The sequence below is a fragment of the Phenylobacterium sp. genome (assembly GCF_035569475.1).
In the GTDB taxonomy this organism is placed as follows: Bacteria; Pseudomonadota; Alphaproteobacteria; order Caulobacterales; family Caulobacteraceae; genus Phenylobacterium.
In genome coordinates this window covers 70,982-94,613 of sequence record NZ_DATMNA010000011.1, presented here as the reverse complement: position 1 = coordinate 94,613, position 23,632 = coordinate 70,982, and the positions used below count along the sequence as shown (strand labels likewise).

The 23,632-nt window shown below is 68.9% G+C and carries 20 protein-coding genes; 10 read left to right on the top strand and 10 right to left on the bottom strand.

Features of this window, described 5'->3' with window-relative positions; translation table 11 throughout:
* On the bottom strand, positions 1 to 1,823 hold a 1,823-nt coding region (locus VNW53_RS01630; RefSeq protein ID WP_325553172.1), incomplete at its 3' end, for a TonB-dependent receptor plug domain-containing protein.
* Positions 1,824 to 2,216: 393 nt separating this feature from the next.
* Here VNW53_RS01630 and VNW53_RS01625 point away from each other — a divergent pair.
* From VNW53_RS01625 to cysN, 4 genes are all read left to right on the top strand, one after another.
* The gene (locus tag VNW53_RS01625; RefSeq protein ID WP_325553171.1) at positions 2,217 to 2,459 is read left to right on the top strand and encodes a hypothetical protein; all 243 of its coding nucleotides are present in this window, start codon (positions 2,217 to 2,219) and stop codon (positions 2,457 to 2,459) included.
* Positions 2,446 to 2,805 (top strand): MarR family transcriptional regulator, encoded by a 360-nt coding sequence (locus VNW53_RS01620; protein WP_325553169.1) that lies wholly within the window; start codon positions 2,446 to 2,448, stop codon positions 2,803 to 2,805. Before VNW53_RS01625 ends, VNW53_RS01620 begins: the two co-directional genes overlap by 14 nt.
* A gap of 144 nt (positions 2,806 to 2,949) precedes the next feature.
* Positions 2,950 to 3,900, top strand: coding sequence for a sulfate adenylyltransferase subunit CysD (gene cysD, locus VNW53_RS01615; protein ID WP_325553167.1), 951 nt, complete (start codon positions 2,950 to 2,952; stop codon positions 3,898 to 3,900).
* Positions 3,901 to 4,101: 201 nt separating this feature from the next.
* Positions 4,102 to 5,988, top strand: a complete 1,887-nt coding sequence (gene cysN / locus VNW53_RS01610) for a sulfate adenylyltransferase subunit CysN (RefSeq protein WP_325553166.1) — start codon at positions 4,102 to 4,104, stop codon at positions 5,986 to 5,988.
* A gap of 3 nt (positions 5,989 to 5,991) precedes the next feature.
* On the opposite strand, the gene VNW53_RS01605 is transcribed toward cysN, so the two are convergent.
* The 5 genes from VNW53_RS01605 to VNW53_RS01585 all read right to left on the bottom strand — a co-directional run bounded on the left by VNW53_RS01605 (position 5,992) and on the right by VNW53_RS01585 (position 12,135).
* Positions 5,992 to 7,467 carry an NF038122 family metalloprotease gene (locus VNW53_RS01605; RefSeq protein WP_325553165.1) on the bottom strand — a complete coding sequence of 492 codons (1,476 nt, stop codon included), beginning with the start codon at positions 7,465 to 7,467 and terminating at the stop codon, positions 5,992 to 5,994.
* Positions 7,468 to 7,638: 171 nt separating this feature from the next.
* Complete coding sequence (locus VNW53_RS01600; protein WP_325553164.1) at positions 7,639 to 9,216, bottom strand: calcium-binding protein; 1,578 nt, start codon at positions 9,214 to 9,216, stop codon at positions 7,639 to 7,641.
* Positions 9,217 to 9,587: 371 nt separating this feature from the next.
* Positions 9,588 to 9,815: a GDCCVxC domain-containing (seleno)protein gene (locus tag VNW53_RS01595; RefSeq protein WP_325553163.1), complete on the bottom strand. Its 228-nt coding sequence runs from the start codon at positions 9,813 to 9,815 to the stop codon at positions 9,588 to 9,590.
* A 483-nt stretch (positions 9,816 to 10,298) separates the two neighbouring features.
* On the bottom strand, positions 10,299 to 11,312 hold the full coding sequence (locus VNW53_RS01590; RefSeq protein ID WP_325553162.1) for an NAD(P)-dependent alcohol dehydrogenase: 1,014 nt from the start codon (positions 11,310 to 11,312) through the stop codon (positions 10,299 to 10,301).
* A 61-nt stretch (positions 11,313 to 11,373) separates the two neighbouring features.
* The gene (locus VNW53_RS01585) at positions 11,374 to 12,135 is read right to left on the bottom strand and encodes an N-acyl homoserine lactonase family protein (RefSeq protein WP_325553160.1); all 762 of its coding nucleotides are present in this window, start codon (positions 12,133 to 12,135) and stop codon (positions 11,374 to 11,376) included.
* 201 nt (positions 12,136 to 12,336) lie between these two features.
* Here VNW53_RS01585 and VNW53_RS01580 point away from each other — a divergent pair, with 201 nt between their 5' ends.
* Complete coding sequence (locus tag VNW53_RS01580) at positions 12,337 to 13,194, top strand: hypothetical protein (protein ID WP_325553158.1); 858 nt, start codon at positions 12,337 to 12,339, stop codon at positions 13,192 to 13,194.
* Positions 13,195 to 13,249: 55 nt separating this feature from the next.
* Here the strand turns inward: VNW53_RS01580 and VNW53_RS01575 are convergent, their stop codons facing one another.
* Entirely contained in the window at positions 13,250 to 14,413 is a 1,164-nt protein-coding gene (locus tag VNW53_RS01575; RefSeq protein ID WP_325553157.1) for an MFS transporter, read from the bottom strand.
* Between the two features lie 111 nt (positions 14,414 to 14,524).
* Between VNW53_RS01575 and VNW53_RS01570 the strand changes: the two genes are divergently transcribed.
* From VNW53_RS01570 to VNW53_RS01560, 3 genes are read left to right on the top strand one after another with little or no spacing between them, the layout of a single operon-like run.
* Positions 14,525 to 15,805: an aminotransferase class III-fold pyridoxal phosphate-dependent enzyme gene (locus VNW53_RS01570; protein ID WP_325553156.1), complete on the top strand. Its 1,281-nt coding sequence runs from the start codon at positions 14,525 to 14,527 to the stop codon at positions 15,803 to 15,805.
* Positions 15,806 to 15,815: 10 nt separating this feature from the next.
* Positions 15,816 to 17,240 carry an amidase gene (locus tag VNW53_RS01565; protein WP_325553154.1) on the top strand — a complete coding sequence of 475 codons (1,425 nt, stop codon included), beginning with the start codon at positions 15,816 to 15,818 and terminating at the stop codon, positions 17,238 to 17,240.
* Entirely contained in the window at positions 17,240 to 17,620 is a 381-nt protein-coding gene (locus VNW53_RS01560) for a DUF423 domain-containing protein (RefSeq protein WP_325553152.1), read from the top strand. Before VNW53_RS01565 ends, VNW53_RS01560 begins: the two co-directional genes overlap by 1 nt.
* Here VNW53_RS01560 and VNW53_RS01555 read toward each other — a convergent pair.
* The gene (locus VNW53_RS01555; RefSeq protein ID WP_325553151.1) at positions 17,617 to 18,834 is read right to left on the bottom strand and encodes a multidrug effflux MFS transporter; all 1,218 of its coding nucleotides are present in this window, start codon (positions 18,832 to 18,834) and stop codon (positions 17,617 to 17,619) included. The genes VNW53_RS01560 and VNW53_RS01555 overlap by 4 nt on opposite strands.
* Positions 18,835 to 18,982: 148 nt before the next feature.
* Between VNW53_RS01555 and pip the strand changes: the two genes are divergently transcribed.
* Positions 18,983 to 19,975 carry a prolyl aminopeptidase gene (pip, locus tag VNW53_RS01550; RefSeq protein WP_325553150.1) on the top strand — a complete coding sequence of 331 codons (993 nt, stop codon included), beginning with the start codon at positions 18,983 to 18,985 and terminating at the stop codon, positions 19,973 to 19,975.
* A 96-nt stretch (positions 19,976 to 20,071) separates the two neighbouring features.
* Entirely contained in the window at positions 20,072 to 20,473 is a 402-nt protein-coding gene (locus VNW53_RS01545; protein WP_325553148.1) for a CHRD domain-containing protein, read from the top strand.
* Between the two features lie 25 nt (positions 20,474 to 20,498).
* Here VNW53_RS01545 and rodA read toward each other — a convergent pair whose 3' ends face one another.
* Together rodA and mrdA are read right to left on the bottom strand one after the other, a co-directional pair.
* The gene (rodA, locus tag VNW53_RS01540; RefSeq protein WP_325553146.1) at positions 20,499 to 21,653 is read right to left on the bottom strand and encodes a rod shape-determining protein RodA; all 1,155 of its coding nucleotides are present in this window, start codon (positions 21,651 to 21,653) and stop codon (positions 20,499 to 20,501) included.
* Positions 21,650 to 23,623 (bottom strand): penicillin-binding protein 2, encoded by a 1,974-nt coding sequence (gene mrdA, locus VNW53_RS01535; protein WP_325553144.1) that lies wholly within the window; start codon positions 23,621 to 23,623, stop codon positions 21,650 to 21,652. Before mrdA ends, rodA begins: the two co-directional genes overlap by 4 nt.
* Positions 23,624 to 23,632: the final 9 nt, after the last annotated feature.

Sequence of the window (23,632 nt, the reverse complement as noted above, 5' to 3'; positions counted from 1 at the left end):
TCGCCGGCCACCTTGTAGGTGTTGGTGTTGCCGACCGAGGAATAGTCCGAGAAGCGGTAGCCCAGCTCCAGCGAGACGTCCTTGGCGAAGGGCATGTCGTTGATCAGCGGCACGCGGGCTTCGCCGAACAGTTCGTAGACGTCGAAGCTGCCGCTGACCGGCGGGGCCGCGCCGCCGTTGCCGTTCACCAGGCCGTTGTTGGCCAGGAAGTCGGCGACGCTGTCGAGGTGCTCGCGGCGGTACTCGGCGCCCAGCGCGACGCCGACACCGTCATTGGCCCAGGCGCTCTTGATCCCGTAGTCGCCGAGCTTGCCGGTGAAGGCCAGGCTGACCACCCGCTCGGTCGTGTTGGAGCTGGTGAAGCTGTTGATCGACAGGAAGTTGATCGCCTGCGGCGAGATCAGCGACGAGGAGAAGATGTTCATCGGCACGCAGCCCGGGTCGGGGTTGGCGGCCGGGTTGCAGATCACCGTGCCGTTGGGCCCGGCGACGGCGTTCAGCGACTGGTTGATGCGCGCGGTGTCGAAGTTGCCCGACTGGCGGTTGTTCACCTGCACCGAGCCGTACTGCATGTAGCCATCGTACGACCAGCTCTTGCCCAGGTCGCCCTTCAGGCCGAGCACGATGCGGTAGTCGTTGTGGCGGTACTGGGTGAGGCGGCCGGTCTGCTCGGCCGGCAGCAGGCGGCGCGAGATGGTGCCGGTGAAGATGCCGTTCGGGTTGGTGGCGCAGGTGCCGCCGCCGGTGGCCGCGGTCGGGACCAGCAGGCCCTTTTCCTGGGCGGTCAGGAACGGGTTGGCGCAGTTGACGCTGAAGGTGCCGGCGAAGATGCCGCCCGAGGCGATCTGGGCCGTGGAGTTGTCGTCCATGAACATGGTGTCCATGTACGCCGTGGCCCAGGGCGCGATCTCATAGTGGGCGAAGGCGCCCAGCGAGTAGCGCTCGTCAGGCCGCACGAAGAAGTTGGCCGGGCCGAAGTTGAACACGTCGGCGCTGGTGCGCGGCCGGAAGGTGTTGAAGGTGTTCGGGTCGACCAGGAAGCTGCCGACGCGGGCCGGATAGGCCGTGCCCGAACCCGAGCAGGCGAAGCCCGAGGCGTTGGACGCCAGCGTACAGGCGCTGAAGTCGCGGGCGGCTTCCAGGATCGGGTTGTTCTGGCGATAGGAGGCGTAGGCGGTGACGTTGCCTTTGCCGTCCGGCGCGTTGACGCCGATGATCAGCGTCGCTTCGGAGCCTTCGCCGCCGAAGGTGCTGCCCGGGATGGCGTACTGCGAGGGGATGATGGCGGTCTTGGCCGCGGCGGTCAGGGCCGCCTGGCCGGTCGAGTTGTTGTTGTCGTGCTGGTAGCCCGAGTACTGGGCGTCGACCCGCACGCCCTCGAAGTTCTTCAGCATCACGAAGTTGACGACGCCCGAGACGGCGTCGGCGCCGTAGGTCGCCGAGGCGCCGCCGGTCAGCACGTCCACCCGTTCCACCAGGGCGGCCGGGATGAAGTTCAGGTCGGCGGGGGTCGGCTGCGAGCGGCGGCCGTCGATCAGCACCAGGGTGCGCGACGAACCCAGACCGCGGAGATTGACCGTGGCGGTGCCGTTCGAGCCGTTGGTGATCGAGGAGCCCTGGCCGGCGAAGACCTGCGGCAGGGAGTTGGTGATGTCTTCGATCCGGGTGACGCCCTGGGCCTTGATGTCGGCGTTGCCCACCGTGGTGATCGGGGCGATGGAGGTCAGGTTCGGCGACGGGATGCGCGTGCCGGTCACCACGATTTCGGAGACGTCGCCGTTGGCGTCGGCGGCCGCGGCATAGGCGGACGTCGCGGTCGCCATCGCAGCCAACCCGCTCAGAAGAGTGGTCGCCATCAAATAGGTGCGGATTCGAGTCGATCTCACGTGGTCAGCCCCTCTGCATTTCGGCGCGCCGTTTCGGCCGCCGAACGCCCCAATAAAAAATCGCGCAAACCACTTGCGCAGATCGGCGCAAACTATCGTGGGCGGACTAGAGGTCTAGTTGTGATCGACTATGTCCTTGCGTTCCTCTCGGCAGCGTCACCGAAAGCACACAAACTGGCCTTGGTTATATTTCCAGTTACGGTGGAGATACCACATATAAAAGCCGAATAATATTTTATTGCATACGTGTCATGTTACAGACAAACTAGCTTGCACGCCCGACACAGTGGAGTTCCGTCAGCGCTCGGGGGCGCAATGCCGGGGACGGCCATGACGTTGAAATTGCGGATCGACATTTCGGTCGAGATCGAAGCCGCCGACTTCATTGAGGCCGCCGCTCACCAAGGCGCCTTCCAACTCCACCTCGACGCCCTGCAGATCGACTACCCGCAGGCGTCCATGACCATTCGCGAGCGCCGGGGTCCTCGACTGACCCCGGTGAAGCGCTCGGAAAAACTGCGCCGGAGCGGCATGATCCAACCCTACGCGGAGCGCCGCCGTGAGACACCGTAACGCCCTGCTCGAAGCCCTGGAGCTGTTCCGGGACATCTATCCCGGCATCACCATCGGCAACATGATCGCCTTCCTCTACGTCTGCGAGAACGAGGGCCTGACGATCCTCGACCTGGCCCAGGTCACCGGATTCTACCTGGCCACGGCGTCGCGCACGATTCGCGCCTTCCTCGAGCCCGAGGCCGAGGGGGTGCTGTCGCCGGAACTGGGCCTGATCAAGATCGCCCAGTCGCCCCGCGGAAAGACCATTCACCTAACCGCGGCGGGGCGCCGGTTCTGCGCGGAGCTGCAGGCGATCATCGCCGAAGCCCGGCCGATCACCTCGGCGACCATCCGGGCGGCGTAGGGCGCGGCCACGTGCGCTGCGCCTGCCCATAGATTTCCTGGGGTCGCGTCGGCTTGCCGCGGCCTGCGCCGCTCTCTAAGTCACCCGCACCGCAAGGCCTGCGCCGCGCTGAGCGGATTTTCGCAGTTGTTGTAAGGTCCGCTGATGGACGCTCGCGCCGCGCCCGACCCCGTAGCCGCCAGGAGCGCGCCGCCCGCCCCCATGCTCACCCATTTGCAGCGCCTGGAGGCCGAGAGCATCCATATCTTCCGCGAGGTGGTCGCCGAGTGCGAGCGTCCGGTGATGCTCTATTCCATCGGCAAGGATTCCGCGGTGATGCTGCGGCTGGCGATGAAGGCCTTCTATCCGGCCAAACCGCCCTTCCCGCTGCTGCATGTCGACACGACCTGGAAGTTCCGCGCCATGTACGAGATGCGCGAGCGGATGGCCCGCGAGAGCGGCATGGAGCTGATCGTCCACCAGAACCCCGAGGCGCTGGCGCGCGGCATCAACCCCTTCGACCACGGAAGCCTGCACACCGACCTCTGGAAGACGGAAGGGCTGAAACAGGCCATCGACAAATACGGCTTCGACGCGGCCTTCGGCGGCGGCCGGCGCGACGAGGAGAAGTCGCGCGCCAAGGAACGCATCCTGTCGTTCCGCTCCGCCCAGCACCACTGGGACCCGAAGATCCAGCGGCCGGAGCTCTGGCGGCTCTACAACACCCGCAAAGGACCCGGGGAGAATTTCCGGGCCTTCCCGATCTCCAATTGGACCGAGCTCGACATCTGGCAATACATCTACCTGGAAGACATCCCGATCGTGCCCCTCTACTTCGCCGCCGAGCGCCCGGTGGTGGAACGTGACGGCAACCTGATCATGGTCGACGACGAGCGGATGCGGCTCAAGCCCGGCGAGGTCCCGCAGATGCGCTCGATCCGCTTCCGCACCCAGGGCGACTATCCGCTGACCGGCGCCATCGAGAGCACGGCCGCCACCCTGCCCGAGATCATCCAAGAGATGCTGCTGGCCACCACCAGCGAGCGCCAGGGCCGGGTCATCGACCACGACCAGGCCGCCTCCATGGAGAAGAAGAAGCAGGAGGGGTACTTCTGATGGGCCCGATCGCTTCACCCCTGACTCCCCCGCGCAGCGGCGGGCGGGGGACCGCGCCCCGCAGAGGGCGTGGTGGAGGGGGCAAGCCTCAAGCTCGGCGACACGATTTGGCGCCAATGACTCAGTGTATGGGGCTCGCCCCCTCCACCATCGGCTCTTCGGCCGATGGTCCTCCTCCCGCCACTTCGCGGGGCAGGTAGGATGGCCCACCAGTCGACGCTGATCGCCGAGGACATCGAGGCCTACCTCGACGCCCACCAGCACAAGAGCCTGCTGCGGTTCCTCACCTGCGGTTCGGTGGACGACGGCAAGTCGACCCTGATCGGGCGCCTGCTCTACGACTCCAAGATGATCTTCGAGGACCAGTTGGCGGCCCTCGAGGCTGACTCCAAAAAGGTCGGCACCCAAGGCGGGGAGATCGACTTCGCCCTTCTGGTCGACGGCCTGGCCGCCGAGCGCGAACAGGGCATCACCATCGACGTCGCCTACCGCTTCTTCTCCACCGACCGGCGCAAGTTCATCGTCGCCGACACGCCCGGCCACGAGCAGTACACCCGCAACATGGTCACCGGCGCCTCCACCGCCGACGCCGCCGTCATCCTGATCGACGCGCGCAAGGGCGTGCTCACCCAGACCCGGCGGCACAGCTATCTCGTCAGCCTGCTCGGCATCCGCCACGTCGTGCTGGCGATCAACAAGATGGACCTGGTGGACTGGAGCCAGGGCCGTTTCGACGAGATCGTCGCCGACTACCGCGGCTTCGCCGAGCAGATCGGGATCGCCGCCTTCACCGCCATCCCGATGTCGGCGCTGAAGGGCGACAACGTCACCGAACCCAGCGCCAACACCCCCTGGTATTCCGGGCCGCCGCTGCTGCGCTGGCTGGAGGACGCGCCGGTGGAGGACGACCTCCGCGGCAAGCCGTTCCGAATGCCGGTGCAGTGGGTGAATCGCCCCAACCTCGACTTCCGCGGCTTCTCCGGTCTGATCGCCTCCGGCGTCGTGCGGCCGGGCGACCGGCTCAAGGCCCTGCCCTCCGGTCGCGAAAGCACCGTGGCGCGCATCGTCACCCTCGGCGGCGACCTGCCCGAGGCCGTCGCCGGCCAGTCGGTCACCCTGACGCTGGCCGACGAGATCGACATCTCCCGGGGCGACGTCCTGGCCGCGGCCGCCAGCCCGCCGGCCGTGGCCGACCAGTTCGAGGCCACCATCGTCTGGTTCGACGAGGAGGCGATGCTGCCGGGCCGGCCCTACCTGCTGAAGCTCGGGTCCCGCACAGTCTCGGCCCAGGTCGCCGAGCCCAAGTACAAGGTCAACGTCAACACCCTGGAGCAGCTCGCCGCGCGGAGGCTCGAGCTGAACGAGATCGGGGTCTGCAACCTGGCGCTGGACGCCCCCATCGCCTTCGACCCCTACGCCGAGAACCGCGACCTGGGCGGCTTCATCCTGATCGACCGGATCTCCAACCGCACGGTCGGCGCGGGCCTGCTGCACTTCGCCCTGCGCCGCAGCCAGAACATCCACTGGCAGGCGATGGACGTGGACAAGGCCGCGCGCTCGGCCGCCATGGGCCAGACGGCGCGGGTCGTCTGGCTGACCGGGCTTTCCGGCGCCGGGAAGTCGACCATCGCCAACCTGGTGGAAAAGCGCCTCGCCGCGGAGGGCCGCCGCACCTACCTGCTGGACGGCGACAACGTGCGTCACGGCCTCAACAAGGACCTGGGCTTCACCGAGGAGGACCGCGTCGAGAACATCCGCCGGGTGGCCGAGGTCGCCAAGCTGATGGTCGACGCCGGCCTGATCGTGCTGGTCAGCTTCATCTCGCCGTTCCGCGCCGAGCGGCGGATGGCGCGCGAGCTGATGGCCGAGGGCGAGTTCGTCGAGGTCTTCGTCGACACCCCGATCGCCGAGGCGGAGAAGCGCGACGTCAAGGGGCTCTACGCCAAGGCGCGCGCCGGCCAGCTCAAGAACTTCACCGGCGTCGACAGCCCTTACGAGGCCCCGGAGCACCCCGAGATCCGCATCGACACGACGCGCCTCACCGCCGCGGAAGCCGCCGAACAGATCTTCGCCTGGCTGGAGCGCTAGGCGTCAGGCGCCGAAGATCCAGTCTGAGGGCAAGGCGGACAGTTTCACGCCCACCAGGATCATCTCGTTGCCGCCGCCGGTGTCGATGACCGTGTCGGCGCCCACCTGGCTCAGGGTGTAGGTCGTGCCGGGATCGAGCATCACCCGGTCGCCCTGGGCGTAGTTGAAGTCCAGCACCTTGTCGACGCCCGCGTCCTGGGAGAAATGGAAGGTGTCCGCGCCGGCCCCGCCGCTTTCCGTGTCGTTGCCGCGGTCTCCGGAGATGAAGTCGTTGCCCGAGCCGCCGGCGATCGAGTCGTCGCCCTGGCCGCCGCGCAGGATTTCGCCCCCATCGCCGCCGATCAGGGTGTCGTTGCCGAGATTGCCGTAGAGCAGGTTTTGGCCGTGGTGGGCGATGATCAGGTCGTCGCCCTGGCCGCCGACCAGCCAGTCATTGCCGCCCGAGCCGCCGTCGATCGTGTCGTTGCCCTTGTTGCCGTTGATGTCGTCGAAGGCCGCCCCGCCCTGGATCGAGTCGTCGCCGTCGCCGCCGCGCAGATAGTCGGCCACCGAAGCGCCGGTGATCGTGTCGTCTCCGGCGCCGCCCTGGACCTGGGTCGAGGCCGCGGTGGCGAAGATGACGGCGCCGCCGGCGGCGGCAGGGGCCGCCGAGCCCGCGGGGCTGCCCGCCGACGAGGCGGCGCTCGCGGGGGTCCAGCCGATCACGTCGAGGGACTGCAGGTCGGCGGACGACATCGCGCCCGCCACGTTCGCGCCCGCCGCGCCGAAGGCGTCGCCGACCGCGTGGTCCCAGTCGCCGAGGTCGAAGCCGTCATTGACGCCCGCGGCGTTGATCGAGTTGTGGAACTGGAAACCGGTGACGTGGGCCGCGTCGATGCCGAAGAAGGTCGCCTGGCCGTCGGCGCCGCCGGTGTAGTCGCGAACGCCCGCGGCGTTGAACCGGAACAGGTCCATGGGCTCGAAGGGCGCGCCGCCGACGCCCAGGCTGCTCAGGCGGCCGAAGACCCCTTCGGACATCTCGTGCTCGATGGCGGCCACGGCGTCCGCCCCGAAGGTGAACCCTGCGTTGGCGCTCAGGACCACGGCGTCGTCGATGCTGTTGGTCGGCTGGGCCAGGCCCAGGACGCGGGCTTCCGGGGCCGACAGGTCGAAGCCCTGTCCGTGCGACGGATCGGCAGCCGGCAGGCCGGCGATCGCGGTGAAATCGTCGGCGGTCGTCGCGTGGGCGGTCAGGGCGGCGACGTAGGAGCCGTAGCTGACGTGGACGAGGTTGAAATCGTTGCGGGCGCTGAAGCTGGCGCTCATCGACTGCAGATCGAAGCTCATCACCACCGTCACCGAATTGGTGAAGTGGCTCTGGAAATCATTCTCGGCGGTCAGGATGGCGCTGCGATAGGCGTCGGTGACGCCGGCCCCGTACCAGTTCTGGAAGACAAGGCCGCTGCCGGCAAGGCTGACGGTCTCGGTCGGCAAGGACATGTCGCGGCTCCCCAGCGCCCATTTTCGGACACTCGGTCACCCCGGCTGCAATGGCAGGGCCAGACATGGAGTCGCCGCCGCCCCTAGGGGCGGCGGCGGCAGGGGCGTTTCGGCCCGGGACAGTGGTTCAATCTGGGTCAGTCGGCCGGCCGCGCCGGCCGGCGCAGGGCGTCAGAAGCCGAATATCCAGTCCTTGGGCAGGGTGGACAACTGGACGCCCACCAGGATCATCTCGTTGCCGCCGCCTGTGTCGATGATCGTGTCGGCGCCCACCTGGCTCACGGTAAAGGTGGTGCCGGGGTCGAGCATAACCCGGTCGCCCTGGGCGTAGTTGTAGTCCAGGACCTTGTCGATGCCGGCGTCCTGGGAGAAGTGGAAGGTGTCAGCCCCCAGGCCGCCGCTTTCGGTGTCGTTGCCGCGGTCGCCGGAAATGAAGTCGTTGCCCGAGCCGCCGACGATGCTGTCGTCGCCCTGACCGCCGCGCATGATGTCGTGCCCGTCGCCGCCGATCAGGGTGTCGTTGCCGAGATTGCCGTAGATCAGGTTGTCGCTGTGGTGGGCGGTGATCATGTCATCGCCCTGGCCGCCGACCAGCCAGTCGCTGCCGCCCGAGCCCCCGTCGATGGTATCGTTGCCCTTGTTGCCGTTGATGTCGTCGAAGGCGGGGCCGCCCTGGATCAGGTCGTCGCCGTCGTCGCCGCGCAGGTAGTCGGGAACCGTCGTGCCGATGATCGTGTCGTTGCCCGCGCCCGCGTGGACCTCGCTCGCCGAGGGCGTGGCGTTGATGAAGTCGTCGCCCGCGGTGCCGACGGTCACGGACGGCGCGCCGGCCGTACCGCCGGTCGGGGCCGGCGGCGGGGTCGGGGTGGGCGTGGGCGTCGTTCCGGTGACCGGCGGCCCGCCCCCGACCGTCGGCGGCGACGACAGGGTGAAGTTGTTGATGCTGATGTCGGCGAGGCTGCGCCCCTGGAGGATCACCGCGTCGTCGGCGACGCCGTTGTCGTTGCCGCTGTCGGCGAAGACCACCACGTCCGCGCCCACCGCGACCACGACCACATTGGCCGTGCCGGCGGCGATCAGCCCGTTGGCCGTGGTCGCCGCGGTGGTGAAGTCCGCGGCCGTCGTCTCCACGTAGTCCGAGGCCCCGACGGGGCCGTGGGCGAAGGTCAAGGTGTCCGTCGAGGACCAGTCGGTGATCACGTCCGCGCCGGCCGCCGACACGGCGGACTGGCCCTTGCCGATGAGGATCACGTCCGCGCCGCCGCCGGTGGTGATGACGTCGTGGCCCGGACCGCCATCGATCGTGTCGTTCCCGGCCCCGCCGTCCAGGGTGTCGTTTCCGGCGCCGCCGGAGAGCGAGTCGTTGCCCGCATAGGACCGCAGGAGGTCGTCCTGCGGACCGCCGGTCAGGGTGTCGGCGCCCGAGAACAGGGCGCTCATCAGCGAGTTGTTGTCGTCCACCGCCGCCCAGTTCGCCAGCGAGGCCGCGGAGATCGAAAAGCCGCTCAGGTTGAAGTTCACCGCGCCCTGGAAGAGGTCCTGGATCGAGGTGACCGTACCGCCGGTAAGCACGCCTGCGCCGTCGTAGGTAAGGCCGGCGCCGCCGAAGACCAGTTGCTCGGATCCGACCGTCACCGTGAAGCCGGACGCGGTCTCGGCGCTGTTGACGCCGACGCCGATCAGCCCGACCTCGATCTGATCCATGTTCGTCCCGGCCGGAAAGGCCGCATCGACAGTACCGATGGTCATTATCATCTCCCGGACGCAGGGGAGACTTACGCAGAGTGAGCTTAAACTGTAGTCAAAGGATATAATGAATCTTGTATTTACCAGATCTGGATGGTTTCCAAATCTTTACTTACATCTTCTCTTAAGACGGTGTCCCAAAATGGATCATAGACTCCACCGCACTCAGCGGCGGCGGCCGATATCCAGAAATCCTCTCCGCGGAATCCTCCGGCGCAGCGATCTCGACGATCGGCTCGTCCCTGTCGTCCCACTCGGCGCGCAGGGCGCGGCACAATGATTTCAGAGCCGCTCTCTGCGGAGTTTCGACTCTCCCCTTTTGCGTCAGGCGGGACGGCTCCTGCGGCGTGGCTTGCGAATTCGCAGCCCGCTCGTCAGCCGCAGCAACCCTTGCCCTGTTGGATCGGAGGGCAGGCAACGTCGCCGTACGAACAGAAGACGCAGCAATCGCCCGGCTTCGGCTTCAGGACCACCGCGCAACTCGGGCAATCAAAGAAGTACTGACAGGCGTCTTCCGGCATCTTCTCACAGGTCGCGGCCCCGCACTCCGGGCAGGTCAGGGTCGAGAACAGGATGACGGGCTTTTCGGCTAGGTCAGCCATGGGCGAAGTCCCTTAAGGGCGAGCGGTTCGATGATTGGCGCCCATGCGAAGGCAAGTGCGAAAAGCGTACTTCCGACGATCAGCATCGTCAGGGCCGCTCGGCTCGGAGGCTCCGAGCAGAGGCCCGCCGCGCACCGCCGACGACTGCGAAGCCACAAGGCCCAACCTGTCGCCAAGACCGCAAGGCCGATCAACGTTATGGGCGTCCGTAGACCTGCGGCAAAAATCATGACCCCACCGCCAAGCCCGGCCAGCCCGGCAGCGGCCAACGCCATCGGCAGTACGCAGCACGACGCCCACGCCGTTACGGCCGCGACACCCGCCAAGGCGGCGGCCCCGCTCACGGCTTTTTCCGTCTTGCCGGACGAGGATTGAACGACGCCTGTCATGGAACTCGATGTAGCTCGTCGGCCCTTCGAATGCACTCAATTGGGCCCGCTTCGCGGCGTCCTCCCTCAGGCCTAAGGCAAGCCTGCGCCCGGATCAGAATTCCAGCACGATCTTCCCGAAGTGCTCGCCGGCCTGCATGGCGGCGAGGGCGGCCTTGGCCTCCGTCCACGGAAACACCTTGTCGACGACGGGCTGGATGCGATGCAGCTCGATCAGACGGCACATGGCCTCGAACATGTCGCGCGAGCCGACCGACAGGCCCTGCAGCCTGGCCGAATTGCCGATCAGGGCGGCGGTGTTGAATCCCCCGCCTGGGCCCGCCACCACGCCAACGACGGCGATGTGACCGCCGATCCGGATGGCGCGCACGCTCTGCTCGATGGTGCCGCCGCCGCCCACTTCGATGATCAGGTCCGCGCCGACGCCGCCGGTGGCCGCGCGCACGGCCTGCGACCACTCCGGATCGGTCCGGTAGTTGGCCAGGTGGTCGGCGCCCAGCGCCTTGGCGCGGGCCAGCTTCTCGTCTGACGAGGAGGTGATCAGGGTCCGCAGGCCCGCGGCATGGGCGAACTGCAGGCCGAAGATCGAGACCCCGCCCGTGCCCTGCAGCACTACCGTGTCACCGGGCCTCAAGGCCGCGTCCTCGAACAGCGCGCGCCAGGCGGTGAGCGCCGCGCACGGCAGGGTGGCCACCTGCTGGTCGGTGAGGAATTCCGGGACCTTCGAGACGCCGTCCTGGCTGAACACCCCCAGCTCGCGCCCGACCCCCGGGATCGGCGAACCCAGGGAGGACATCAGCTTGGCCTGGGTCGGCGGGCCGGAGATCCAGTTCTGGAAGAACATGGTGGCGACGCGGTCGCCGGGCTGGACCCGCGTCACGCCTGGCCCCACCGCCTCGACGATCCCGCAGCCGTCGGAGAAGGGGGTGATCGCCGCGGCCTGAGGCGCACGGGTGTAGACGCCCTGCGCCATCAGGAGGTCGCGGTAGTTGAGCGAGGCCGCGCGCATGCGCACCAGCACCTCGCCCGGCCCGGGCGCGGGATCGGGGGCCTCGACCAGCTTGATCTCCTCGAGCCCCCAGGGGGCTTGGACACTCAGCGCACGCATGACGGCCTCCGGCGGGCGACATCTTTGACCCCGTGGCGACGGACGCAAGCCTGTCGCTGGGTCAGGCGCGCGCGGCCGGCAATATGGGCGCCTCGCCCCACTGGCCGGGGTCGTGGCCGAAGACCATCACCGTCTGCGCCTCGCGCAGGGCCAACAGGCGGTCGAGCGAGGCGTTCATGGCCGCAGGGTCGGAGTAGTCGGGGAAGCGACGAGCCTGCGCCACCTCGGCGTTGTAGCAGGCGTCGGCCACCAGGATGTGGTCGCCGAGCGCGCTGCGGATCCGCACGGACTGGTGGCCCGGGGTGTGCCCGAAGCTCGGGATGCAGACGACCCGGCCGTCGCCGAACAGGTCGTGCTCGCCGTCGACCAGCTTCACCGGGTGGCCCAGGTCGAAAAACCGCGTCGGCAGGAAGTAGCGGCGGGACAGGTCCCGGTCGAAGCCCGCTTCCCATTCGCGCCGTTGCACGACCAGGGTCGCGTTGGGGACCTGGTGCAGGCCGCCGGCATGGTCGAAGTGCAGGTGCGAAAGGACGACGTAGCGCACCCGCGCCGGGTCGATGTCGAGCCGCTCCAGATGGCTCGTGACGGTGTCTTGGGGACCGAACGTCACGTCCAGGTCCTGGCTGCGGAGTTGGCGCAGATAGGAGTCTTCCGGATCGGCCATGGCGGTGGGCAGGCCGCAGTCGAACAGGGCCACTCCATCCGGATGCTCGATCACGTAGAAGGGCACGGGCGCCTTCACCCGGCCTTCGCCGGCCATGCCCATGCCCGACGCCGGGCTGTGAAACTGGCCGCAAACGCATCCGAACAGGCCGATCGCCATCGTCGCTCCCGCGTCTTCGCCGGGCCCAAAAAGCCGTCCCCGCTTACGTTGAATTAACCTTACCCGACAAGAACGGCTCTCGACAAAGAGCGACGCCCCTGCCGCGGCGCCCAGGCGCGTCGGGGCCTGCTAGCCCCGGCCGACTCATGGGAATCTCGCAAGCGCAGGCGCCTCTTTGCGCCCGAAAGGAAATGCGAGCCGATGTCCGACGAACCGGTCAAGGTCTGGTTGGCGATGGATCCCGAGCAGGGTCAGCTTCGCCTTTTGCTGAACCGGGTGCCCGTCGGGACCCTCACCGCCGCCGCGGGCCAGGTCACCCTCAGCCTGGACCCGGAGTACGCCCAACTGCACAACGACCTCACCGGCTACTGCGCGGCTCTGTTCGCCAACATGCCCGACACCCTGCGCGCCGCGCTCTACGAGGCGCCGGGCTTCGTGATCAACTCCGCCGGCCGCGACGCCGCGGCCGCGATGGCGCCGGACCTCAAGCGGCGGGTTCATCTGGGTTGCGGTCCGGACATCCGCCCCGGCTGGCTCAACATCGATTTTCAACCCGGAGCGGCCCCCGGCTACAACGCGGGCAGAAGCTTTCTGAACTACGACCTGCGCCAGGGCTTGCCCGAGCTGGAAGACCGCTCGGTCGACATGTTTTTCTCGAGCCATTTCTTCGAGCACCTGCGCCACGAAGAGGGCATGAACCTCATGCGCCAGTGCCGGGCCGCCCTGCGCGACGACGGCGTGGCCCGGTTCCAGATGCCGGACTTCAAGGGCACGTTCCGCGCCTATGTCGATGACGACCAGCCGTTCTTGGAAACCGCCGTCTCGACCCACAAGATCCTCGATCACATGCCGGACTACGCCCGGAACTACGCCGACCTGGTGAGCCGCTCGGTCTACGAGTTCTACACTCACAAATATGTCTGGGATCCGGAGAACCTGTCCAAGGCGCTCCTGGCGGCGGGTTTCAGCGACGTGCAGGAAGCCCCCTACGACACCGAGCTTGACCACCCTTCGGCGCTCCGTCGGGACTACTCCTACTACCTCGTCGCCCGCCCTTAGACCTGGTCCGTCCCGGCGGACGTCACTCAAGCCAGCCGCGACAGAGTCCGGCGCGTCAGGCGGGATCGAGGCGGCGCAGGCCGTGGAGGCGGAGCGCGCCCACGAGGCCCACAGCGCACATGGCCGCCATCAAGAGGTAGCCCCTGGCGCCGAACCGGTCGAACAGCGGCCCGGACGCCATGGTCGCCAGGCCCGACAGCACCCCGCCGGAGAGCGCCGAGTTCAGCGCCTGGGCGGCCGAGGCGTTGCGCGGCGTCGACAGCCTTTCCACCAGGAGCAGCGAGGCGAAGAAGGTCGCTGCGTAGCTCAGCGCGTGCAACGCCTGCAGCGGAAACAGCATCCAGAGCGGCGGCGAGAGCGCCAGCGCGCTCCAGCGCACGATCGCCGCGGCCGCGCCCAGGGTCAGCAGGTGGCGCGGCCCCATCCGCCGCCGCCAGGGCTCCAGGAACCACATGAAGACAATCTCGGCCGAGACGCCGACCGCCCACAGCACGCCGGTCAGGTTCTCGGGAATCCCCTGCCGTTTCCAGGCCAGGGTCGAGAAGGCGTAGTAGAAGGCGTGGGCCGACTGGATCAGGCCGGCCGACACCACCGCGGTCATGAACACCGGGTCGCGCAGCAGGCCGGAGAGGCCCGCCAGGCGGTCGGACAGGTCGCCGGCGTGGCCCTCCTCGCGCACAGGATCGGGCGGCAGCAGGAAGCGGGCCGCCAAGGCGCTGAGCCCCGCCGCGGCGACCATCCAGACCAGCACCAGCTCCGGCGAGCCCCGGGTCAGGATCGCGCCCATGCCGACATTGCCGACGATGAAGGCCGCCGAGCCGATGCCGCGCGGCCAGCCGAAGTTGAAGCCGTCGACCCGCGCGCGCCGCAGCACGATCACGTCGGCCAGCGGCGAGAGCGTCGTGAACATCGATGACGCGGCGAACCAGACCACCGCCCAGCCGGCGAACCCCAGCGGCAGGACCATCGCCGCATAGGCGGCCGTCACGCCCGCCGACAGCAGCACCAGCGCCGTGCGCCGCAGCCGGAAGCTGTCCGCCCAGACCGCCAGCAGCGGGGCGGTGAAGGCCCGCGCCAGCATCGGCAGCGACAGGATCAGCCCGATCCGCCCGCCGTTCAGGCCGTGGTGGGCGAACCAGACCGGCAGGTAGGGCGAACTCACCCCGGTGCCGATGAAGATCGCCCCGTAGACGAGGCCAAGGCGCACGGTGAGCGGCATGGTCACCCGCCCTTACACGGAGTCGGCCATCCGGGATCGCTTCCGCTCCTGGTCTAGGTGGACGCCGCCGCGCCGGCGCGTAATGTCTGATCGTCGATCAGGGAGACGCCCATGCCCCTCAGCAACAGCCGCGACCGGGAGCTGCGAGACCGAGCCGAGGCCGTAATCCCCGGCGGCATGTACGGCCACCAGTCCACGGCGCTCCTGCCCGACGACTATCCGCAGTTCTTCGAGCGCGGCGAAGGCGCCCACATCTGGGACGTCGACGGCCGCCGCTACCTGGACCTGATGTGCGCCTACGGCCCGAACCTCTTCGGTTATGCGAACCCGCAGATCGACGCGGCCTTCGTGCGCCAGCTTGGCCTGGGCGATACGCTGACGGGGCCCACCGCCCTGATGGTCGAACTGGCCGAGGCCATGGTGGCCATGGTCAGCCACGCCGACTGGGCGATGTTCTGCAAGAACGGCACGGACGCCACCACCATGGCGCTCACCGCCGCCCGCGCCCACACCCGGCGCAAAACCGTGGTGCGCGCCAAGGGCGCCTATCACGGCGCGGCCCCCTGGTGCGTGCCGCGCCCGACCGGCACGCTGGACACCGACCGCGCCTACCAGATCCTCTGCGACTACAACGACGTGGCCAGCCTGGAGGCGGCCGTGGCCCAGGCCGGCGACGACCTCGCCTGCATCTTCGCCGCACCGTTCAAGCACGACGCCTTCATCGACCAGGCCGAGCCGGACCCGGCCTATGCGCGCCGCGCCCGCGAGCTCTGCGACCGGACCGGCGCGCTGCTGATCGTCGACGACGTGCGCGCGGGCCTGCGCCTGGCGCGCGACTGCTCCTGGTCGAAGATCGGGGTGCAGCCGGACCTTTCCACCTGGGGCAAGTGCATCGCCAACGGCCACGGGCTGTCGGCCCTGTTGGGCGCCGACAAGGCCCGCAAGGCCGCCGCCTCGATCTTCGTCACCGGCTCCTTCTGGTTCCAGGCCGCGCCCATGGCCGCGGCGCTGGAGACCCTGGGCCTGGTCAGGGAGACCGACTACCTCGAGCGCATCACCGCGCTTGGCGAGCGCCTGCGCAGCGGCTTGGCCGAGCGCGCCTCGGCGGCGGGGTTCTCGTTCCGCCAGACGGGGCCGGCCACCATGCCGCTGTTCCTGTTCGACGACGATCCGGACCTGCGCAAGGGCTTCTGCTTCTCCAGCGCCATGCTGGAGCGCGGGGTCTATGCGCACCCCTGGCACAACATGTTCCTCTGCGCGGCCATGACCGAGGCCGACATCGAGGCCGCGCTCGACGCCGCCGAGGGCGCCTTCGGCGAGTTGAAGCGCCAGTCGCCCACCCTGCAGCCGGTCCCCAAGCTGGCCTTCCTGACCGCCGGCGGCGCGAGGTAGGCGCATGGAGATGCCCGACTATTCGGACTATGACGGCCTGGGCCTGGCGGAGCTGGTCGCCAAGCGGGCCGTGACGCCGCTGGAGTTGGTGGAAGCCGCCATCGAGCGGATCGAGCGGCACAATCCGGTGCTGAACGCGGTGGTCTACAAGGGCTATGACGACGCCCGCGCCTGGGCCAGGGGAGACCTGCCGGACGGGCCGTTCAAGGGCGTGCCGTTCCTGATCAAGGACCTGCCCCTGCCGGTCGCCGGCTGGCCTCGCAGCTTCGGCAGCAGGTTCGCCAAAGGCCTGATCGACGACGAGGACTGCGGCCTGACGCGGCGCTATCGCGCCTCGGGCGTCGTCCTGGTCGGCAAGACCAACACGCCGGAGTACGGCATTACCGGGACCACCGAGAGCGCTGCGCTGGGCCCGTGCCGCAACCCCTTCAATCCCAACCACATCGCCGGCGGCTCGTCCGGCGGCGCGGCCTCCGCCGTGGCGGCGGGCATCGTGCCCCTGGCGCACGCCTCCGACGGCCTGGGCTCGATCCGCATCCCCGCCGCCTGCTGCGGCCTGGTGGGGCTTAAGGTCACCCGCGACCGGGTGCCGAACCTCCCGGACGGCTACGACTACGCCCTGGGCAACGTGGTCGACCACGTGGTCAGCCGCACGGTCCGCGACAGCGCCGCCATGCTGGACGCGACCGACCATCCGGAGCCCGGCTCGCCCTACCCGTCCCCGCCCAAGGCCCGCCCCTATCTGGAGGAGGTGGAGGCGAGCCCCGGCAGGCTGCGCATCGCCTGGTCCTCGGAGACTCCGTCCGGGCGGCCGATCGATCCGGAGATCCAGGCCGCGCTGGAGCGCACCGCCGCCCTGCTGAAAGGCCTCGGCCACGAGGTGATCGAGAGGGGGCTGGGCATCGACTACCGCGCCCTCTACGCCTCGCGCGGGCCGGCCGCCGCGGCCAACTTCGCCGCCGGAATGGCCCGGCTGATCGAGCGGGTGGGGCGCGAGCCGGAGGCCGACGAACTGGAGCCGCTGACCTGGGCCTCGCTGAAGGCCGGCCGGCGGCAGACCGGCGCCGACGTCATGCGCTCGCTGCAGGAAACCCGGATGCTGAACCGGGCGACCCTGGCCTTCTTCGAGGACGTCGATATCTACCTCTGCCCCGTGCTCGGCACGCCCGTGCCGGAGATCGGCTTCATCGATCCGGTGAACCTGGAGCCGCGGGAGGTCAGCCGCCGCCAGGGCCGCGCCTTCCCGTTCACGCCGCCGTTCAACTACTCCGGGCAGCCGTCGCTTTCCCTGCCGCTGGAGACGGACGCCAACGGCCTGCCGATCGGCATGATGTTCACCGCTAAATACGCCGACGAGGCGACCCTCTTCCGCCTGGCGGCGCAGCTTGAGAAGGAAGCGCCTTGGAAGGCCCGTCGACCGCAGGTCTGGGGTTGATGGGCCTCTGGAGTCGCCGGAACTGGATGACCCTGGCGGCGGCGGGCGGCTTTGTCGCCGTGGCGGTCGGGGCCTTCGCCGCCCACGGCATGGAAGGCGATCCCCGGGCGCAGGAGCTGCTCAGGACCGGGGCCATGTACGGCTTCATGCACACCATGGCCACCTTCGCCTGCGCGACTTTCATGCAGGTGGGCGCGCGGCGGGCGCGGTTCGCCCCGGCCTTCTTCCTGAGCGGCGTGGTGCTGTTCTCCGGCTCGCTCTACGCCCTGGCCTTCGGCGCGCCCCGCTGGGTGGGCGCGGTGACGCCGATCGGCGGCCTATCGTTCCTGGCCGGCTGGGCGGTCCTGGCCTGGGCCGCGCGCGGGGTGGATCCCATCTAGGCCGGGAGCTTGGCCGCCTTCTTCGGCAGCGCCAGCAGGCGCAGGCAGAGCACGGAGCCCACCAGCGCCGCCAGCATCACCACCGCCATGGGCCGCGGCGTGCCGTCGTGCAGCACGCCGGCGGCCGCCGAGGCCACCGCGCCGGCGCCGAACGAGACCGCCCCCATCATCGCCGAGATGGCGCCGGCCCTGCGCGGGTCGACGTTGAGGGCGCCGGCCATGGTGTTGCCCTGCATGAATCCGTAGCTGGAGAGCAGCAGGAAGAGCAGCGGAAGCACGCTCCACCGCTCGCCGATCCCGGTGACCGCGGCGATCATCAGCAGCACCGAGAAGCCCACCGCCACCAGGCTCGCCTTGGCCAGCACCTGGTCGGGGGTGCGCCGCCGCAGCAGGAAGCGGTTCACCTGGTTCGAGCCGATGATCCCCACGGCGTTGAGGCCGAACACCCAGCCGAAGGCCGAGGCGGGAATGCCGTAGGTCTTGATCAGCAGGTCCGGAGAGGCGGCGATATAGGTGAAGAGCGTCGCCCCGTTCAGGGATCCGGCGAGCGCGTAGCCCACAAGCCTGGGCTCGCGCATCAGGGCCAGATAGGCCTGCACGGGCGTCTCGGTGGCGGCGTGGGCGGTCGTCTCCTCCGAGCGGCTTTCCTTCAGGCGGAAGAACCCGGCCAGGCCCACGGCGACCCCGAAGCTCGCCATGAACCAGAAGTTGAGCCGCCAGCCGCCCAGGCCCAGCAAGGCGCCGCCCAGCAGCGGGGCCAGGATCGGGGCCAGGCCCATGATCAGCATCATCAGGCTCAGCATCCGCGCGGTCTCGGTGTGGGTGAACCGGTCGCGGACCACCGCGCGCGCCACCACCGCGCCGGCGCAGGCGCCCAGCGCCTGCACGAACCGCGCCCCGATCAGCATGGCGGGCGAGACGGCGAACCCACAGGCGACCGAAGCGGCGATATAGACCGCGGCCCCGAACAGCACCGGCGGGCGGCGGCCCAGGCGGTCCGAGGCCGGCCCATAGAAGAGCTGGCCGATCGCCATGCCCGCCAGGAAGGCGGACACCGTCGCCTGGGTCTCGCCGGGCGAGGCGCGCAGCCCTACCCCGATCGAGGGCAGGCTCGGCAGGTACATGTCGATGGCCAGCGGGCCCATGGCGGTCAGCGCCCCCAGCAGGACCACCAGGCCCCAGGGGGTGCGCTCGGGAGGAAGCGTCGCCGTCATGGGGCCTTCTTAGCGTCTTTGGCTCCCAAGTCTTCCCCCGTTCCGGCCCAGGCCGATCTGCCGCAAAGGTGGGCGGCAAAGGCCGCACGCGGCGAACGTCTCATCCTTCACTGGCTGGAACCGCGCTTCCCGAAGTAGATTGCCGGATATGGAACGCAGCACCCCGCCGCCCGCCGTCTCGGCCGCCTCGAACCGGCGGGGTCTGTTCGTCGACAACGAGCCCTTCGCCACCGGCTGGCTGCCCACCGACGGGGTCCACGAGATCTACTACGAGGAATGCGGCGCCCCGAACGGCAAGCCCTGCGTGATCCTGCACGGCGGCCCGGGCGGCGCGATCAATCCGACCATGCGCCGGTTCTTCGATCCGGCGAAATGGCGCATGGCGCTGTTCGACCAGCGCGGCTGCGGCAAGAGCCGGCCCAACGCCAGCCTCGAGGACAACACCACCTGGAGCCTGATCGCCGACATCGAGCGGCTGCGGGAACACCTGGGCGTCGAGAAGTGGTGCGTGTTCGGCGGCTCCTGGGGCTCGACCCTGGCGCTGGCCTACGCCATCCGGCACCCCGAGCGGGTGGAGAGCCTGGTGCTGCGCGGGGTCTTCCTGCTCACCGACCGCGAGCTCGCCTGGTTCTACCAGGACGGGGCCTGCATGCTGTTCCCGGACGCCTGGGCGCGGTTCTGCGCCCCGATCCCGGCAGCCGAGCGCGGCGACATGATCGGCGCCTACCACAAGCGCCTCACCCACCCCGACCGGCGCGTGCAGGCCGAGGCCGCGGCCGCCTGGAGCCAGTGGGAGGGCGACACCATCTCGATCCGCGGGCCGGAGGCGCGCCCCTCGAAGTTCAACGAGATCGACTTCGCCATCGCCTTCGCGCGCATCGAGTGCCACTTCTTCGCCAATCACGGCTTCTTCCCGGAAGAAGACTGGATCCTGAACAACGCGGCCAAGCTGAAGGACATTCCCGGCTGGATCGTGCAGGGCCGCTTCGACGTGGTGACCCCGATGGAAGCCGCCTGGAAACTGAAGGGCGCCTGGCCGCAGGCGCGCTTCGAGGTGGTCTGGGACGCCGGCCACGCCTCCACCGAACCGGGCATCGTCGACGCCCTGGTCCGGGCCACCGACCAGGCGCTTTCCCTCTAGGCCGATGGGCGTCGAAGTCCGGTTGCGCCCAGCCTCGAGCGCGCGCAACCTGCCGCCCGGTCCGGGACCAGCCCGGAGACGGAGGAGAAACATCCGATGCGTCATACGTTGTTCGCCGCGGTCGCGGCCATGAGCCTGATGGTCGCCAGCGCGGCTTCGGCCCAGATGGCCCACTATACCGCCAAGCTGGCCGGGCCCGCCGGCGTCAAGGGCAGCGGCGACGTCGTCGCCATGCTCGACGGCAAGACCCTGACCTATACCGTCAACTACAAGGACCTGACCGGCCCGGCCATGGCGGCCCACTTCCATGACGCCGCAGCCCCGGGCGGCGACGGCCCGCCGATCGTCCCCGCCACTGTGTCGCCCAGCCCGATCAAGGGCGTCGCCACCCTGACGGACGCCCAGATCGCCGACCTCAACGCCGGCAAGGTGTACTTCAACGTCCACACGGCGGCGAACAAGGCCGGCGAGATCCGCGGGACGCTCGCCAAGCAGTAGGAAGATCCCGGACGGCGAGGACTCGCTAGAGGAGCGAGCCCTTGCCGCTGGTGACTTCGGAATAGCGGTGGACGCGCACGGCCATCACCAGGCCGAAGCCCACCATGACGGTCAGCATGACGGTGCCGCCGTAGGAGAGCAGCGGCATGGGCACGCCCACCACCGGCGCCAGGCCCATGACCATCGAGCCGTTGATCAGCACATAGAGGGCGAAAGTCGCTGTCACCCCGGCCGCCGCCAGCCGGCCGAAGTGGCTGTGGCTCAGGTAGGCGGTCCTCAGGGCCATGAAGATCACGGCGGCATACAGCACCAGGATCGAGGCGCAGCCCACGAAGCCGAACTCCTCGGCCAGGGTGGCGAAGATGAAGTCCGTCTGCTTCTCCGGCAGGAAGTTGAGCTGGCTCTGCGACCCCAGGCCATAGCCCTTGCCGAGCAGGCCGCCGGAGCCGATGGCGATGGCGGATTGCAGGTTGTGGTAGCCGGCGCCCGACGGGTCGGCCTGCGGATCGAGGAAGGTGGTCAGGCGCTGCTTCTGGTAGCCGTGCAGGCCGAACATGATCACCGGCGGGGCCAGCGCGGCCACGCCGAGCAGGCCCACGGCGATCAGCCGCCAGGAGAGCCCCGCCAGGATCACCACGATGGCCCCGGTGAGCAGCATCAGGATCGCCGTGCCGAGATCCGGCTGCTTGGCCACCAGGGCCACGGGCGCGACGATCAGCAGCGCCGGGACCAGCAGCCACCAGGAGAGCTGGGCGCTCTTGCCCGACAGGCCGTGGTAGAAGCGCGCCAGGGCCAGCACCAGGCCGATCTTCATGATCTCGGACGGCTGGATGGTGATCGGCCCGGCCTGCAGCCACCGCTGGGCGCCGAGCGCATGGTGGCCCACGACCATCACGGCGATCAGCAGCATGAAGCCCACGCCGTAGATCGGATAGGCCAGCGCGAACCACACCCGCAGGTCGATCAGGCTCAGGACGATCATGATCGCGAAGAACAGGGCGTAGCGCGCCAGGTGGGCGGCCGCCCAGGGCTTCCACGAGGAGCCCGCGATGGAGAACAGCATGACTGCGCCTGCGCAGGCGATCAGGGTGATGGTCAGGCAGAAGATCCAGTCGATCTCGCCGAACTTGTTGACCAGCCGGTCGCGCTCGCCGGGGCGTGTAAGGGCCGAGACGGTCATGTGGGCTGCTGCTGCGCGGCCTGGACGGCGGCGGCGGCCGGGGTCGGGGGATCGACGACGTCGGGGTCGGTCGCGGGGGCCTGAACTTCTGGTATCGGCAGCGGTTTCTCGACCCGCGCTCGGATCTCAGGATCCTTGAGCAAGGCGACCCGGAGCAGTTCTCGGGCCAGCGGCCCGCTGGTGCTGGCGCCGAATCCGCCGTGCTCGACGAGCACGCTCATCGCATACCGCGGCTCGTCCACCGGCGCGTAGGCGATGAACCAGGCGTGGTCGCGATTCTTCCACTCACCGGTTGCGCCCTTCTGTCCGCCGTGGCCGGCGGTGTAGTTGAACGCCTGGGCCGTACCCGACTTGCCGGCCATCTTGATGTCGCCCAGGCCCATGTCGCTCAGACCGGCTCCCGTGCCCGAGATGGTGACCGCCGCCATCGCGCCGCGCACGAAGTCGATATGGGCGGCGTCGAACGGCAGGTCGCCGAAGGCCGCGCCGGAGGGCTGCTCCACGCCGCCGATGGACTTCACCAGCCGTGGATGCAGCGCCTTGCGCCCATTGGCCAGGCGCGACGCCTGCACGCAGAGCTGCAGCGGATTGAGGTGGGTGTAGCCCTGGCCGATCCCCATGCTGGGCGTCTCGCCGGGGTGCCAGACCGGGTCCTTCTTGAACGTCCGGCGCTTGTAGGCGGTGTCGGGGACAAGACCCGGCTTCTGCCCCGGAATGCCGATGTCGAAGATCTCGCCCAGGCCGAACTTGCGCGCCACCGCCGCGATCTTGTCCGGCCCGACCGTCAGCGCCGCTTGGTAGAAATAGATGTCGCAGGACTGGGCGATGCCGCCTTTCAGGTCCAGGGAGCCGTGCGCCTTGTCGCAATGCCAGACCCGGCCGCCCCAGGCCCAGGCCTTGTTGCAGACGTGCACGGTGGCCGGATCGTAGCCGTTCTCCAGGCAGGCCAGGGCGACCATCGTCTTGAAGGTCGAGCCCGGCGGGTAGGTGGCGGTCAAGGCCTTGTTGAACAGCGGTTTGTGATCGTACTGGGCCAGCTCCTTGTACTCGATCCCGGTCAGGCCACGGACGAACTTGTTCGCATCGAAAGTGGGCCCGGAATACATGCACAGGATGTCGCCCGTGCGGCAGTCCATCATCACCGCCGCGCCGGACTGCTCGCCGAACACCTCCATCGCCCGGTTCTGGATGTCCGCGTCCAGGGTCAGCACGATCTCCTTGCCAGGGATCGCCTTGATGTCGCCGGCGGGGTCGGTGGCCACTTCGTGGCCGTTGGCGTCGACCTCGACCTTCTGGGCGCCGGGCTTGCCGCGCAGGGCCAGGTCGAAGGCCTGCTCCACCCCCTGGCGGCCGATGCGGAAGCCGGGGTTCAAAAGGATCGGGTCGGCGTTGGGCCCGGTGTCGCTGAGGTCGGACTTGTTGACCTTGGCCACGTAGCCGATCACGTGGGCGAAGGCCCCGCCGTAGGGATAGACCCGCACCTCGCCCATGTCGGCGGTGACCCCGGGCAGCTCGGGCGCGCGGATGTTGATCGCGCTGAACTGCTCCCAGCTCATGTCCTCCATGATCTGCACCGGCGACTTGCGCGGCGCATTGGAGATCTCGCGCAGCAGCCTTGCCTGGCGCCCGTCGTCCATCGGCACGAACTCGGCCAGCGTTTTCAGGGTCTGCGCGGGGTCGATGCCCTTGTCCTTGGCCACCATCAGCCGGAAGTTCGGGCGGTTGGAGGCCAGCACCACGCCATTGCGGTCGACGATCAGGCCGCGCGGCGGCGGCGTCAGGCGGAAGTTGAACTGGTTGCTGGCCGACAGCTTGGTGTAGCGCTCGGTCTCGATCAGTTGCAGGTGGGCGAGCCGCGCACCCAGAGCGACGAGGCCCAGACCCGCGATGCCGCCCAGCAGAAAGGCTCGGCGGTGGAAGACCCCCTGCCGTTCGTTGACCTCGGCGAAGAAAATAGATGGCTCGGACATCGCCGGCGC

Bases quoted from the DNA above. Each gene is read 5' to 3' on its own strand.
- VNW53_RS01625 (WP_325553171.1), top strand. From the start codon at position 2,217: ATGACGTTGAAATTGCGGATCGACATTTCGGTCGAGATCGAAGCCGCC.
- cysD (WP_325553167.1), top strand. From the start codon at position 2,950: ATGGACGCTCGCGCCGCGCCCGACCCCGTAGCCGCCAGGAGCGCGCCG.
- cysN (WP_325553166.1), top strand. From the start codon at position 4,102: ATGGCCCACCAGTCGACGCTGATCGCCGAGGACATCGAGGCCTACCTC.
- VNW53_RS01605 (WP_325553165.1), bottom strand. From the start codon at position 7,467: ATGTCCTTGCCGACCGAGACCGTCAGCCTTGCCGGCAGCGGCCTTGTC.
- VNW53_RS01600 (WP_325553164.1), bottom strand. From the start codon at position 9,216: ATGACCATCGGTACTGTCGATGCGGCCTTTCCGGCCGGGACGAACATG.
- VNW53_RS01595 (WP_325553163.1), bottom strand. From the start codon at position 9,815: ATGGCTGACCTAGCCGAAAAGCCCGTCATCCTGTTCTCGACCCTGACC.
- VNW53_RS01590 (WP_325553162.1), bottom strand. From the start codon at position 11,312: ATGCGTGCGCTGAGTGTCCAAGCCCCCTGGGGGCTCGAGGAGATCAAG.
- VNW53_RS01585 (WP_325553160.1), bottom strand. From the start codon at position 12,135: ATGGCGATCGGCCTGTTCGGATGCGTTTGCGGCCAGTTTCACAGCCCG.
- VNW53_RS01580 (WP_325553158.1), top strand. From the start codon at position 12,337: ATGTCCGACGAACCGGTCAAGGTCTGGTTGGCGATGGATCCCGAGCAG.
- VNW53_RS01575 (WP_325553157.1), bottom strand. From the start codon at position 14,413: ATGCCGCTCACCGTGCGCCTTGGCCTCGTCTACGGGGCGATCTTCATC.
- VNW53_RS01570 (WP_325553156.1), top strand. From the start codon at position 14,525: ATGCCCCTCAGCAACAGCCGCGACCGGGAGCTGCGAGACCGAGCCGAG.
- VNW53_RS01565 (WP_325553154.1), top strand. From the start codon at position 15,816: ATGCCCGACTATTCGGACTATGACGGCCTGGGCCTGGCGGAGCTGGTC.
- VNW53_RS01560 (WP_325553152.1), top strand. From the start codon at position 17,240: ATGGGCCTCTGGAGTCGCCGGAACTGGATGACCCTGGCGGCGGCGGGC.
- VNW53_RS01555 (WP_325553151.1), bottom strand. From the start codon at position 18,834: ATGACGGCGACGCTTCCTCCCGAGCGCACCCCCTGGGGCCTGGTGGTC.
- pip (WP_325553150.1), top strand. From the start codon at position 18,983: ATGGAACGCAGCACCCCGCCGCCCGCCGTCTCGGCCGCCTCGAACCGG.
- VNW53_RS01545 (WP_325553148.1), top strand. From the start codon at position 20,072: ATGCGTCATACGTTGTTCGCCGCGGTCGCGGCCATGAGCCTGATGGTC.
- rodA (WP_325553146.1), bottom strand. From the start codon at position 21,653: ATGACCGTCTCGGCCCTTACACGCCCCGGCGAGCGCGACCGGCTGGTC.
- mrdA (WP_325553144.1), bottom strand. From the start codon at position 23,623: ATGTCCGAGCCATCTATTTTCTTCGCCGAGGTCAACGAACGGCAGGGG.